The sequence below is a fragment of the Microlunatus speluncae genome (assembly GCF_009299835.1).
GTDB classification, from domain to species: Bacteria; Actinomycetota; Actinomycetes; order Propionibacteriales; family Propionibacteriaceae; genus Microlunatus; species Microlunatus speluncae.
Genome location: NZ_VKCZ01000014.1, coordinates 792,284 through 805,997, shown reverse-complemented (window position 1 = coordinate 805,997; position 13,714 = coordinate 792,284). Strand labels below are relative to the sequence as shown.

7 protein-coding genes are annotated in these 13,714 nt (G+C 70.3%); 3 read left to right on the top strand and 4 right to left on the bottom strand.

What is annotated here, in order from left to right; genetic code table 11:
* Positions 1–46 precede the first annotated feature (46 nt).
* Together FNH24_RS20460 and FNH24_RS20455 are read left to right on the top strand one after the other, a co-directional pair.
* Positions 47–2,056 carry a serine/threonine-protein kinase gene (locus FNH24_RS20460; protein WP_152364033.1) on the top strand — a complete coding sequence of 670 codons (2,010 nt, stop codon included), beginning with the start codon at positions 47–49 and terminating at the stop codon, positions 2,054–2,056.
* Positions 2,057–2,588: 532 nt separating this feature from the next.
* Entirely contained in the window at positions 2,589–3,584 is a 996-nt protein-coding gene (locus FNH24_RS20455) for an RNA polymerase subunit sigma-70 (RefSeq protein ID WP_152364032.1), read from the top strand.
* Positions 3,585–3,612: 28 nt separating this feature from the next.
* On the opposite strand, the gene FNH24_RS20450 is transcribed toward FNH24_RS20455, so the two are convergent.
* The 4 genes from FNH24_RS20450 to FNH24_RS20435 form a co-directional block, all read right to left on the bottom strand.
* Complete coding sequence (locus FNH24_RS20450) at positions 3,613–4,179, bottom strand: dihydrofolate reductase family protein (RefSeq protein ID WP_152364031.1); 567 nt, start codon at positions 4,177–4,179, stop codon at positions 3,613–3,615.
* Between the two features lie 64 nt (positions 4,180–4,243).
* The gene (locus tag FNH24_RS20445) at positions 4,244–8,701 is read right to left on the bottom strand and encodes a type VII secretion EssC family protein (RefSeq protein ID WP_152364030.1); all 4,458 of its coding nucleotides are present in this window, start codon (positions 8,699–8,701) and stop codon (positions 4,244–4,246) included.
* A gap of 101 nt (positions 8,702–8,802) precedes the next feature.
* Positions 8,803–10,095 (bottom strand): ABC transporter substrate-binding protein, encoded by a 1,293-nt coding sequence (locus FNH24_RS20440; RefSeq protein ID WP_152364029.1) that lies wholly within the window; start codon positions 10,093–10,095, stop codon positions 8,803–8,805.
* Positions 10,092–13,046, bottom strand: a complete 2,955-nt coding sequence (locus FNH24_RS20435; RefSeq protein WP_152364028.1) for a coiled-coil domain-containing protein — start codon at positions 13,044–13,046, stop codon at positions 10,092–10,094. Before FNH24_RS20435 ends, FNH24_RS20440 begins: the two co-directional genes overlap by 4 nt.
* 340 nt (positions 13,047–13,386) lie before the next feature.
* On the opposite strand from FNH24_RS20435, the gene FNH24_RS20430 reads away from it, so the two are divergent.
* Complete coding sequence (locus tag FNH24_RS20430) at positions 13,387–13,668, top strand: pyrophosphorylase (protein WP_152364024.1); 282 nt, start codon at positions 13,387–13,389, stop codon at positions 13,666–13,668.
* Positions 13,669–13,714: the final 46 nt, after the last annotated feature.

Below are 13,714 nucleotides of genomic sequence, written 5' to 3'. Positions count from 1 at the left end.
CGATGGAGTACGGGCCGCGACAGGTAGAGGGACGGATTCAACTGAGATGCAGTTCAGCGAGGCCCTAGCGCTAGGCGCTTCCTACCGCCTCGAAGAACGGATCGGCAGCGGAGCCACCGGCGAGGTGTGGCGCGGAGTCGACACGCGGAACGGCGACACGATCGCCGCCAAGCTGCTCCGCCCGGAGCACGTCGCCGACCCCGGTTTGGTGGAGCGGTTCGTCCGCGAGCGGTCCCTGCTCACCGGCCTGCGTCATCCCAACATCGTCGCCGTCCGCGACCTGGTGATCGAGGGCGACCGATTCGCCATCGTGATGGACCACCTCGACGGTGGCGCCCTGCGCGAGTTGCTGCGGCGCGAGCGGACACTGCCGCCCACGGTCGCCGTCCACTTCGCCGCAGCCGTCCTGGACGGGCTCGCCGCCGCGCACCAGCGTCGGATCCTGCATCGCGACGTGAAGCCCGACAACGTGCTGCTGCTCGCCGACTGGCGGACCAGCCGGACGGACGGGGTCAAGGTCACCGACTTCGGCATCGCCGAAATGATCTCCGACACCCCGCACACGCCGACCACCGCATCGGGCACGGGCGCCCTCGGGTCGGGGGCGCTGGGCACCCCGGAATACATGTCGCCGGAGTTGATCAGCACCGGCGAGGCGGGACCGCCGGCCGACGTCTACGGCGCCGGCATCCTCTTCTACGAGTTGCTCGCTGGACGGACCCCGTTCGCCGGGCCGGGCACCGACTTCAGCATCGCCCAGCGGCACGTCTCGGCCCAGGTGCCGGTGCTGAAGCTGCCGTCGGAGCTGTGGCGGCTGGTGCAGAGCCTGCTGGACAAGGACCCGCGGTCCCGGCCGACGGCCGCCGAGGCCGCCGCTGCCCTGCGCCGGCTGAGTGGATCGGTGTACGTGGTGCCGCCGCTGGCTCTGGTCCCGCTACCGGACAACTACACCCGGGTCGACCGGCCGGCCACCGCCGTTCGCGGCGTCGTCGAGGAGCCGGTCGAGCGGCCGGCGGACACCGAGACCCGCCGCAACCCCGGCCCGGTGCCGGATCTGGGCACGCCCGGCCAGGCGACCCTGCACCGGCCGCTGCCGACGCGTCCGGCCACGCCGATCGAGCCGGAACCTCAGTCGGAGGAGCCGGATCGACCCTGGTGGCGGACGCCGAAGGTGCTCATCCTGTCCTCCGCCGCCCTGGTGGTTCTGATCGGTGCGGTGATCGCGGCGGTCATCCTCATCCCGCGGCCGGCGGCGACCCCGCCACCGACCCCGCCGCCCGTGGTCGCCGAGTATCAGACCAGCCAGACCGATCAGCCGACCCCGACCGGGCTCGGCGTCTCCCGGCGCGCCGAGTACGACTCGCAGACGGCGTCGATCGACCTGACGATCACCTACAGCGCGCAGAACGCGCCGCTGCGCGGCCCGTTCCTGGAGGTGCTGCCCGGGCTGGATCCGAAGGCGGCCTGCCCGACCGTGAGCTGGAACGGATCCAAGCAGCAGCAGAACCTGCCGAGCGTCACCGGGATCAGCCAGCGCTGCGGCTGGAGCGTGGACGGCGTCGCCGTACCGGCGCAGAGCAGCAAGCAGGTCCGGGTCTCGGTGCGACAGCCGATCAAGAGTTCCGAGGAGCTGCAGAACTGGCTGGCGGCGGCCGCGGAGACGACCCGCACCGCGGTCACGGACGCCGAGGTGACCGGCACCGCCTACCCGGTGCAGCGGTTGCAGAACATCCAGGTCAGCACCCCCTCACGCACCGTGAGCCAGCAGACCCTGCCGGTCACCCTGGTCCCGGTCTGGCCCAGCGGCTCCGACTCGGTCAATCCCCTCTACAAGAGCCCGTCCGTCGGCGCCGCGTCCAAGATGCTGGTTGCCATTGCCGGAGGTGAGAAGGGCGTACGGTTCAGCGACGGCTGCTCCGGCGCGGTTTCCGTCTCCTCCAACGGCCTCACCGTGACCGCCCTGGCCCAGACCCCGGAATGCTCGATCAACGCGAAGGTCGGCAACTTCGCCGACCTGCAGAGCGCCCCCTTCGAGATCGTCACCCGCGGCGGCTGATCGGTCGCGGCGAGTGGTGCCCGTGCCCCCGGAGAATTCCCTTCGAGAGTGACGAAAACGACGTCGAAATCGCTTTGAGGCGTCGATAACGTCACAGTCGAGGCGCCGAATCGCTGACGTGTGGGTTCGATTGGGTTGGGGAGAGAAAGACGCGCCAAGGACGGGCGGGTCGGGCGGAACGCAGCCGATCCTGCCGACTTTCGGTCCGGCGCTGGGAACACCGCCCGGACGCGTCTGCGGATTGCGGCGAGTGGACTGTTTGGCCTCGAGATTTCGCCTTGGGCTTGGCCAACGCGTCCACTCGGTGAGGGTGCGCCGAACTGCCCGGCAACCAGCCGACGGCCGGCATTGAGGGCTCAAGCTCCGCTCGAACCGCCCGTCCTTGGCGCGTCTTTGATCTTTACAGGAGGGCTTGATCGCCTTGGCCCTTCGACAGGCTCAGGGATCGGACCAAACATCCACCGATCAGTAATCCGCCGCCGCGTCGTCAGTTCTGGCAGCACTCAACGCACCCGGTGGAAGGATCGATGACATGAGCGACGACGAGGCTACGTTCGTCGCGGCGGCCAGGGCGGGGGACACCGCGCGGTTCGCGCAGCTGACCGAGCGGCACCGGCGGGAGTTGCAGGTGCACTGCTACCGGATGCTCGCGAACTACGAGGACGCCCAGGACCTGACGCAGGAGACGTTTCTGCGGGCGTGGCACAAGCGGGAGTCGTTCCAGGGGCGCGCGGCCCTGCGGACCTGGCTGTACCGGATCGCGACGAACGCCTGCCTCGACTTCCTGGCCAAGCGCAAGGACCGCACCCCCGTACCGTCCGGGTTGCCGGGCCCGGACTCGGGCTCTGAGGTGCTGTACCTGCAGCCGTACCCCGACCGGATGCTGCCCGAGGACCCGCAGGAATCGGTGGTGGCGCGGGAGACGATCGAGCTGGCGTTCATCGTCGCCGTCCAGCAGCTGCCGCCGCGGCAGCGGGCGGTGTTCGTGCTGCGCGACGTTCTCGGCTGGCCGGCGTCGACCGCCGCCGACGCCCTCGAGCTGACCGTCGCCTCGGTGACCAGCGCGTTGCAGCGGGCCCGGGTGACGATGCGGGAGCAGCTGCCCGACCGCCGCCTCGACTGGCGCAGCCCCGCCACCCGCGAGCTGTCGACGGACGAGCGCGGCGTGGTGAAGTCGTACATCGAGGCCCATCAGCGCAACGACCTCGACGGGCTGGTGTCGCTGCTCCGCGAAGACCTGCGCTTCGCCATGCTGCCCGAGGCCGGCACGGTGATCAGGACGGCCGAGGAGGCGGTGGACGGCTGGGTCTCCGGCGGGCTCTTCCAGCGCGGCCATGACGACTGGCGTGGGATCGCCACGACGGTCAACCGGATGCCGGCCGCCGCGTTGTACCTCCGCGCCTCCGAGGATCCCGACCACCGGCTGTTCGCCGTCGCGGTCCTGCGTGTCGTCGACGGGAAGATCGCCGAACTCACCGGATTCGACGCCAGGGACCAACCATGGCTGGGCCTGCCCTCGACCCTGTGATCAGCCGGGTCGCCATCGGGGCCCGTGCTCAGCGCCTCGTCTCGTAGCGGGTCAGGAGGATGCCGCCGGAAAACGTCCGCGTCTCCACCAGGTTCAGATTGACCCAGCTGTCCAGGGCGGTGAAGAACGGCGTGCCGCCACCCAATAGGACCGGTGCGGTGAGCAGCACGTACTCGTCGATCAGCCCGGCCCGCATGACCGTCGCGGCCAGAGTGGCGCCAACGATGTCCAGCGGACCGCCGCCTTCGGCGGCCTTGAGCCGGGTGATCTCGGTGACCGCGTCGCCGGTGACCAGGCGGGTGTTCCAGTCGACCGTGCTGGTGGTCGAGGAGAACACCACCTTCGGCATGTTCCGCCAGCGCTGGGCGTACATGATCTCCGCCGGTGTCGCGCCGGGCTGCTGATCGGCGGTCGGCCAGTGGGAGCTCATCGCCTGCCACGTCTTGCGCCCGTACAGTGCCAGAGCGGTCGCCCCGACCCGGTCGGACCACCACTGGAACAGCTCGTCGCTCGGCACGCTCCAGCCGAGGTCGTCGCCGGGAGCGGCGATGTAGCCGTCCAGGCTCACGTTCATCCCGTAGCTCAGTTTCCGCATCGTGCCAGCCTCCTGTGAATCGGTCTCACAGGTACAGACGGGCCCGGCGCGGAATCCTGATCGGTCAGGTCGTCGAGGGGCTGGCGGTCTGGACCAGGGCCAGGCCGCCGGCGACGCAGGCGTAGCCGCGGCCAGGAGTGAGGGCGACCGGGGCTCGGCGCGGGAGGGTGACGCCCAGCAGGTCACCGTCGTAGTCGACGTTGGGTTGCAGCAGCACGCCGCAGCGGGACTTGCGGACGGTCTTGGTCCAGTGGCTGTAAAGGCTGCGCAGGTCGTCGGAGCGGCCGCCGGCGATGATCCGGAGATCGGTCAGGCCGGCGTCGAGCAGGCCGCTGATCGCCTGATCGGCGTCGTCGAAGCGTTCTGCGTCGTCGATCATCAGGACCAGCGGGCCGTCGTGCATCCGGGCCTCGGCCAGCAACGGGGCCAGGCCGTCGGCGGCGGACGCCGTCCGGTCGAAGAGCGGGGAGCTGAGCAGGGGAGAGCGGCGATCGCCGACCCCCCAGACCTGGGCCGGGTCGCCCTGGTGTTCACCGGCCCGCAGCGACTCGGCGATCGACAACAGCAGGGTCGACTTGCCGGACCGGGCCGGCCCGGCGATCATCATGTGCTCGCCCTCGTAGAGCTCCAGCAGTTGCGGCTCCAGGTCGACCTCGCGGATCCCGACCGGGACCTGCCACGGCTCGACGCCGATCACGGACCGGACCCCGAGCTCAGTGACCGACACGTGCTCCGGCAGCCGGCCGACGACGTCGGACTTGCCCGACTCGCCCCACTTGGCGGTCAGCCGGGCCACGGCTTCGCGCAGCCCGCAGTTCGGCGTCGCCACGTGGGTCTGCAGCTTGGTCTCGCTGAGCACACACCGGCCGGGCACCGCGGCCGGCGCCTCGGCCGGCTTCACCCCGGCGGCCGAGTAGTCGTACTGGTCGGCCAGCCGGAACAGCCACTTCTGGGTGGTCACCTCATCGATCGCCGGCGGCACCGACTTCGCCCGGGTGGTCGCCGCCGCGAAGTAGAGCCCGAGGTCGGGGCCGTCGGCGTACGCGCGGTAGAGGCTGTCCATCAGCGCGATGCCCTCGAAGTCCTGGAACTCCTCGCGCAGCGCGGCCAGCCCGTCGATCAGCACCACGGTCCGGCGATGCTGGCCGGAGCTGTCGGCCTTGCGCCGGTCCAGCTCGGCCCGCAGGTAGCGCATGAACCGCACCTGCTGTTCCCGGGCGCCGCTGCCCGACCCGACGTAGCCGGTGGTGTGCGGCAGCTCGGCCAACGGCCGCAGGTCGCCGGATCCCATGTCGAGCACGACCAGGTCGAGCTCGTCCGGGGCGACGGCGTCGGCCAGGGTCAGCGCGAGGGTGGACAGGGAGGTGCTGGTGCCGCTGCCGGGGATCCCCATCAGCAGCAGGTTGCCGCGTTCGATGTCCCAGCCGGCCGGGATCTGCCGCTGCCGGTCCGGGTCGTCGGAGATCGCGAACTCGATCCGGCCGCCGTCGACCAGACCGCCCACCACCGGCAGCGGCGGACCGTCCTCGTCCTCGGGCTGCGGTTCGAGGCCGGCCGGCTGCTCCGGTACGAAACCGGCGAGCTCGACCCGTTCGCCCAGCGGCTCGGGCCAGACCGGCCGGGGCGCGGCGATGCCGGCATCGCCGGCCGCGGCGACGATCGCGTCGATCATCAGATCAAGGTCGGCCGGCGCATCCTCCGCGGGCCGCGGCCGGGCCTCCTGGCGTACCTGACCGAACACCACCGGATGGGCGTCGATCTTGGACACCGACTCCTGCTCCGACTGTCCGGTGACCAGGGCGGTCTGCACCGGCGTGATGTCGTCCTGGCCGAGCTTGACGTAGGCGCGGCCCTGCTGCCGGCGGCTGATCGCGGCGGCATCGGGCACCCCGATCACATTGCTCGAGTCCTCCCGGCTCTGCACCCGCAGGGCCACCCGGAGGTTGGTGTTGGCCAGGATGTCGTCGTTGACCACGCCGGCCGGCCGCTGGGTGGCCAGGATCATGTGCACGCCGAGGGTACGGCCGACGGCGCCGACGCTGACCAGCGACGACAGCACGTCCGGGAACTCCTTGGCCAGCATCGCGAACTCGTCCACCACCAGCAGCAACCGCGGCATCGGCTCGCTCGGGTTGGTCGCCAGATAGGTGTCCAGGTTGTCCACGCCCTCGCCGGCCGCGGCGAACTTACGCTGCCGGTACTGCATCTCGGCCTCCAGCGCGCGCAGCGCCCGGTTGGCCAGCTGCTCGTCCAGGTTGCTGATCGTGCCGATCGTGTGCGGCAGCCGCTCACAGGTCTTGAATGCCGCACCACCCTTGAAGTCGATCAGGATGAAGGTCAGCTTGGTCGGATCGTTGCGGGCCGCGAGCCCGGCCACCAGCGAGCGCAGGAACTCGCTCTTGCCCGAGCCGGTGGTGCCGCCGACCAGGCCGTGCGGGCCGTCGCGGACCAGGTCGAGGCTGAACGCTCCGCCCTCACCGATGCCGACCGGCGTCGACACCCCGGTCGGCGCCGACCAGGCCTGCCGGATCACCTCGGCGGAGATCTCCTCGAAGTCGAGCAGCGGCGGCAGCCGGACCAGCGAGGGGAGGGCGGCGCCCGGCACGACCAGGTCCGGGTCGTCGAACCGGGCCAGGTCCATCGCCGCCCGGAGGGCGGTGGTCAGGCTGATCCCGGCCAGCACGACGTCGTCGACCTGCTTCAGGTCACCCGGCCGGGTGACCGTGCCGGCGGCGTCGGCGCCGACCGTGATCACCACCGTGCAGGCGGCCGGAAGTTGATCTTCGGAGGAGGCGACGACGATGCCGGAGACCTGGGTCTCGGGCTTCTGCGGGTTGCTGGTGCCGTGCGGCCGGCCGTGGCCGAGCAGGGTCCGGGCCGGGGCGTTGCGGCCTTCGGTCAGCACGTCGGAGTCGAGCATCATCAGCACGGCCGGGGTCGGATGATCATGGATCCCGTCGCGCAGCGTACGCAGCAGTTCGTCGCTGCGGGATCGCTGGTCGGACAGCCACCGTTCGCCGGCGCCGCCGCCGTGCCGGCGCAGGTGCGGCAGCCAGGACGTCCAGGCCCAGTCCTCGTCCCGGCCCTGGTCGCAGAACACCCCGACCGTGAGATCCGCCGGCCCGCTCTGCGTGGCCGCCTGGGTCAGCAGGCTCCGGGCGACGGCCAGGGCGCCGGCCCGGTCGCCGACGATGCCGACCACGCCGGCTCCGGAGAGGTCGACCTCGACGGCGGACGCGGGCATCCGGCTGTCCCGCATCGCCGCCCGGATCTTGTCGTCGAGCCGGCCGCCGGCCCGGTTCTCCACCGGCGGCGACCACGGGGTGTCGCCCACGCCGGCGTGCAGGTGCAGAAAGTCCTGCGCTTGGGATCGGCGCTCCCACAGCGTCATGGTGGGGATGGCGGCGCGGCGGATCGCCGTCGCCGGGTCGGGCGCGTCGCCGTAGCTGCGCCGGCTCGCCTCGACCCCGGCCTCCCGAAGCTCGGTCCGCAGCGTCACGATCGCCTCGTCGAACCGGGTCTCCTCGGCCTTCAGGTTCTTGGTGCGCCGGTGCTTGCCTTCGATCCAGGTGCCGACGCCGAGGATCGGGCTGAGCGCGGCCATCATGGCGAACATCGGGTTGCCCATCACCATCACCATGGCCCCGGCCAGCACCAGCGGCGCGATGATCATCGCGATGCTGAACCGGCTGGAGTCCGGCACGTCCTTGCGGGCCGGGGGCTGCACCGGGTCCGGGTCCTCCGGTCGGCCGGGTCGGGGCGGCCGGTTGTACGGCGCCGTACCGGCCGGGGTGAGGTTGTGCAGGGATCCCGGCTTGGGCGCCGGAGTCTCCACGATCCGCGGGCGCAACAGGACGGTCACCCCGCCGGCGGTGACCACGGCCTGTTCGGTGACCAGGATCCCCTCGGGCCGCGGCTCGGCGGGCACCTCCTTGCGACCCTTGCGTCGGATCAGGTCGGCCGCGCGCTGCCGTGGGCCGGGCCGGTCCTTCGTCGCCGTCTCGTCCTGGTCGTCGGCATCCTCGGCCTCGTCGCCGTCGCCGTCGGGTTCTTCCTCGGGGCCGCCGAGGCGCCGGCCGTCGACCAGGGTGCCGTTGGTCGAGCCGGCGTCCTTGACCCGGACGCCGTCGCCCTCGATGGTCACCGTCGCGTGTTCCCACGAGGTGCTGGCGGAGTCCACCGAGATGTCGGCCTGCGGTGAGCGGCCGATGATCATCGCCCGGTTCGCCGGAACGGCGATCACGAGGCCGGCGTCCAGCCCACCGGCCAGGGTCGCGGTCCAACCGGTCGTCGGCGTCGGTCGTTCCAGTGGCGCCCGGGACACGGTGCTGCCCTCGAGCAGCAGCAGCTCGGACAGCAGCGTGTCGGCGGCGGCGGCGTTCTCATCGACGAAAAGGGTCGTCTGATCATCGAGCCGCTGCCCGCAGGTCTCGGCGACCAGATCGGCCAGGGTGGCCGACGGAGTGCTGCGGCTCACCTCGATTTCGCGCGGCGAACCGTCGATGTCGATCAACAGACGCAACGAAATGCCTTTCCGACGTCGGTGGTCACCAGTCCAATCTACGGAGTCCCGGGGCTATCGGCGTCCCAGGTCGCCGGGGCCTCGAGTCATGGGGCGTCGAGTCAGGGGGCCGCGAACCAGATCAGCCGCGGGGCCGGGTCGGACGCGCCGGGCCGGAGCCCGAGATCCTGATCCGACGATCGCAACCCGATCACGCCGTCGGGCGCCAGGGCGCCGCTGCCGGAGAAGTCGAGCGCGGGCCCGGCCAGTCCGCTGGCGTGGTCGAGCTTCAACCCGGCGATCGCGGTCTCCGGATCGACGCTGCCGTCCTGGCTCTGCCGGGTGGTCACGGCGGTGATGGCGTACGCCATCGCGATCACCGCGTCGTGGCTGCGGGTGTCGGCGTGGTCGGCCACCTCGGCGAACGGCTGGTCGCCCAACAACGTCGTCCGCTCCGGATCACCGGCCAGCATCCGGGTGGCGGCCAGGAAGGCCGACACCGCCTTGCCGGTCTCGTCCGCGCCCAGCGCCGCCGCGTCGTCGGCGTCGGGCCCGACACTGGCCAGGCTGGTCGACAGGCTGCCGCCGGCCTCGACCAGCGCGGCGGTGAAGGCCGGGCTGGTCGCGTCCGGGGTGAGATAGAGCGGCAGCGTGAGGTCCGCGCCCTGCAGCGCCTGGACCACGGCCGCCTGCTGCACCGCCGGCCCGGAGATCAGGACGGAGTCGATGGGCTTCTTCTCCTTGGTCCGGTCGGTGACGACCTTGACCAGGTTCTTCGGATCGTCGTCCGGCTCGAAGGTGATCTTGCCGTCCGGGTCCACCCCGTCCGGGGTGCCGCCGCCGACGTCGATCAGCAGGGTCCGCTTCAGGTTCGCCGCGGTCAGCGACTGCTGCAGGGCGGCGCCGATGGCCGAATCCTGCGGGCCGGTGGCCCAGGCCAGATCGCCGAGCAGCTTCGGATCCGGCTCGTACGGCAGCAGCAGCGGCACCTTGGCCTTCTTGGCGGCCTTCACCGCGCCGCTCAGGTGCGAGCCCTGGCTGGCAGCGATGATCCCGACCACGCTCTGGTCGGCGAGTTGCTCCACCGCGCGCTGGGCGCCGGCCTCGCTGCCCTTGTCGTCGACGGTCACCAGCGTGACCTTGACGCCGCCCATGGTCAGCCGTTCCGCGGCCACCTGGGCGCCCTCGGCGGCGAACTTCCACTCCGAGCCCTGGCCCGGCCGCGAAGCCAGCGTCACCAGGACGCCGATCTTCAGCTCGGCCGGCGCCCCGGGCACCGCGACGGCGACCGGCTGGGCCGGAGCCGGGTCCGTCTTCGGGGTGGCGGAGGCGTTCCGCCACACCAGGAACCCGCCGCCGCCGGCCAGCAGCACGACGACCGCGACGGCGATCACGATCCAATGACGCTTGCTCACTGCGCCCCGATTCGGAAGGTGTAGACGGTCTGGCTCTCGGCGCCGGGCGGCACCTCGAGCTGGAACGCGGGCAGCGTGGCGCCGACCTGCAGGGCCGCCTGCAACTGGGCCTGCTTCAGCAGGATGCCGTTGATGTCCTCACCGCGGACGTTGGCGTACGCCTCGGTCTGGCCCGACGCCAGCGCCAGCTGGAAGTCGGCGGTGCCGACCTGGGCCGCGCTGGTGGCCATCGAGCCGAGCAGGCCGGAACCGTTGACCTTGCGGTCACCGAGGTCGAGCAGCACCTTCTTCAGGCTGGTCTCGAGCAGGGCGAACGAGGCGTTGACGTCCCGGGTCGAGTCCGACACTCCGCGGGCCAGGTCGCCGAGTGATTCGTCGACCTGCTTGGCCGCGGCCGCCGCGGTCCGCTTCTCCGACTCGCGCAGCGCCCGGCGCTGGCTGTCGATGATCCGGGCGCCGTTCTTGTTGATCGCCGCCGCCCCGTTGGACAACCCCACGGCCGACTGCTCGAACATCTTGCCCACGGCCTCGCTGTCGATCTCGGCCTGCTTGCTGATCTTGCGAATCGCGGGCTCGATCGCCTCGGCCAGTCGCTTAGTGGCGTCCTGGGAGGCGTTCTTGAACCCGGCCCGGATCAGGCCCGGCAGCTCGGCTTCGTACTTGATCAGGGCCTCCATCGCCGGGCCCATGTCCTGGTACGAGCCCTGGAACTCCTCGATCGATCCGGTCAGCTCCTCGACCTGCTCGGTCAAGTCATCCAGCTCGGGCAGTTCCTTATCGATGTCCACGTCCTCCGGCGTCTGAGCGAGGAGCTTCTGGATCGCGGCACGGATCGCCGTGATCCGTTCCTGGGAATCGGCCAGCTTCTGCTTAGTGGCGCGCAGCGGACCGTAGAGGCTTTCGTCGCTCTCCTCATCGGTGGCATCCACGACCTTCTGCCAGGCGGCCGACTGGTCCTTGATCCGCTGCAGCAGTGAACCCTTCTGCCGGAACGGCGACGGAGCGTCCAGGATTTCCGGCACCGGCGGTGTCTGGGGATTGTTGTCGTCGTCGATGAGCTCGCAGCCCGTGCCGACGAGGTAGGCCCGCATCTTCTCGACGTCGCGCTCGTCGGCACCTTCGTCGAACGCACCATCCTCGCCCATCTCGCAGGCGAGTTCGGCAGCCGCCAGGATCTGGGCCTCCACCGAGTCGCCCCGATCGGGATTGTCCTCGTCCTCGCTCCGCAACTCTTCGATCGCGTTGCCGGCGTCGACGTGGATCGTCTCCAGACCGTCGCCGAACAGGTCCAACCCTTCGTCAGTCTGGGTCAGAACCGCCGATAGGTCTTCCAATTGCTGGTCCATCGCCTCCAGCTGGGCTTTCGTTCCAGCCAGCTCGGCTTCCAGATTCTTCTCGACATCATCCAGTCGCTGCTTGGCGGCCGCCTCCAAGATCTCGGCCGACTTCTTGACCAGGTTGGCGTTGTCGCCGACGGCTACAACTTCGTCTTCGAGACCGGCGTATTCGTCCCGCGCCGTCGCAACGATCTCGGGCTGCAGCTTGCTGATCAACTTCTCGCCGTCATCGACCAGCCGCTGCATGATCGCGGCGAAGGTCTGCTCGGCCGCCCACAGTGAGCAGGTGGTCGACTTGTCCTCCTTGCACAGTTCGGCACTCGGCTCGGCCGGGCCGACCGAACGCAGCAGCACGGCCTGGGCTTCGGCCTTGCAGTTCTTGCTGGCGGTGGCGTAACCCTGGAGCTGGCCGGAGACCTGGAGCAGGTTGCCGTACACGCTGCCGACGGCCTGCGGCGAGCCGACGACCGTCGCGCAGCCGTTGCCGCTGACCCGCGGTGCGGGCGGATCACCCGAGGTGTCGCCGAGCAGCTTGTCCAGCGCGCCGACGGTCTGGCTCAGTTCCTGCAGCACCGCGGACTGGGCGCCCTCGACGGTGCCTTCGATGTCGCGGTTCAGATCGGTGAGCTGGCCGTCGAGGGTCTTGACCGAGGAGGACAGACCCTTGGTGCTCTCCTCCAGTTCCTTGACTGTCCGGGTGCCGAGCGTCTTGGAGGTGGACTCCAGGTTCTTCCGCACCTTGGAGATGTCCCCGCTGGCGCGGGTGAGCACCTGGTTGACGTCGGTGATCACCCGGATCGTCCGCTGCTCCAGCGCGAGCTGGGAGGTCGGGCTGGTGTTGAACGCCGACTCCAGCACCCGGCTCACCGACGGATCGGTGACCAGCCCGGGCTGCACCGACAGGTCGAAGGTCGGCACCTTGAAGTCCTTGGCGTCCGCGACCAGTCGCAGGGTCGCGTTCGAGCCCATCTGCGGCGACGCGAGCAGGGCGGCCCACTGGATCACGGCCTCGCCGTTGTCGGACCGGCTGAGCACGCCGTTGGTGGCGGCCCCGGTGCCGGACGCGGTGGCGGTGATCACCTCGGTCGGTTCGACCCCGGACAGCGCGGTCGAGGCGACCACGGTGAGCGGGGCGCCGACCAGCGCCGGCTGGGTCCGCGAGCTGCCGGCGACGTCGTAGGTGAGGTTCTCCGGCCGCAGGGTCAGGTTCTGCACCGTGATGTCGATCTCGATCCGGCCGGTGTGCCCGGCCAGCTCGTCGAGATTGGTGCCGGTCCTGTCGGCCGTACGGTACGCCGTGCTCACCCGCACCGGCAGGTCGTCGGCGACCTCGCGCGGGGAGTAGTTCCGGGTGTCGGTGGTGGCGTCGGACGCGTTCTCGCGGACCGACAGTGCGGTCGACTTGATCGCGGTCATCGCGCCGTCCGGGGCCATCTGGACGTCCACCGACTGCAGGATGCGCTGCGGCGGCAGGTCCGGTCCCTGGTCCTGCGTCGTACAGCCGGCGACCACCAACACGGCCGCGAGCAGCAGCGCGAGGGGTCGGACACGGATGGACGGTTGACGGGCGAAGGACCCGCTGGGACAGGTCCGTTCGGGCCTGGTGATCGTCATCAGCTCCCTTGTGAATGGCTGGTCAGTCGGCTGGGTGGTGCGATCTTCCGACGCTCCGGGCGTCGCCATGCTGCGGGATCGTATCGCAGAGGCGCGTCACGGTGCCGTCCACGCCGCGCCGAGCCGTGATCTTCCTCCGGGCCCGGTGCGGGCCTTGGTTAACGCCGGAAGAACAGTGGATTTCCAAATGATCTTGGTGCTCCCGCCGCTGTTAAGTTGATCTTGGTTCGAGTCGGGCCGTACGAGCGGGCGGGTCTGCTCCGCGTGTTCGCCCAGACGATGAATGAGCCAACTCACACACGTTGACCGGCCCGGGGCCGGTGTGGATGGAGGTGTACGGATGACGCGGGTTTTGTCGACTGAGGAAGCGAAGATCGCGATCGGGGAGATTCAGAGGATCATCAGCGGGGGTTTGACGGATGACATCACGCAGTTGAACACCCAGGGGACCACGCTGTCGCAGCCGAATGTCTGGGACGGCGCGTTGGCGGCTCAGTTCCGGAGTTCGACTTGGCCGGAGACGAAGGCGGCGTTGGACAAGGCGAAGCAGGAGCTGGAAGAACTGCGGGACCAGTTGCAGAAGATCTCGCAGAACATCATGACCGCCGGCGGCAACGGCTGAGCTGCCCCGGCTTCGAGCGGGGAGGAGTCGTCGCGGCCTTCCGGTC

Excerpts from the sequence above, each read along its gene's own strand:
- FNH24_RS20430 (WP_152364024.1), top strand. The coding sequence starts at position 13,387 with ATGACGCGGGTTTTGTCGACTGAGGAAGCGAAGATCGCGATCGGGGAG.
- FNH24_RS20460 (WP_152364033.1), top strand. The coding sequence starts at position 47 with ATGCAGTTCAGCGAGGCCCTAGCGCTAGGCGCTTCCTACCGCCTCGAA.
- FNH24_RS20435 (WP_152364028.1), bottom strand. The coding sequence starts at position 13,046 with ATGACGATCACCAGGCCCGAACGGACCTGTCCCAGCGGGTCCTTCGCC.
- FNH24_RS20450 (WP_152364031.1), bottom strand. The coding sequence starts at position 4,179 with ATGCGGAAACTGAGCTACGGGATGAACGTGAGCCTGGACGGCTACATC.
- FNH24_RS20455 (WP_152364032.1), top strand. The coding sequence starts at position 2,589 with ATGAGCGACGACGAGGCTACGTTCGTCGCGGCGGCCAGGGCGGGGGAC.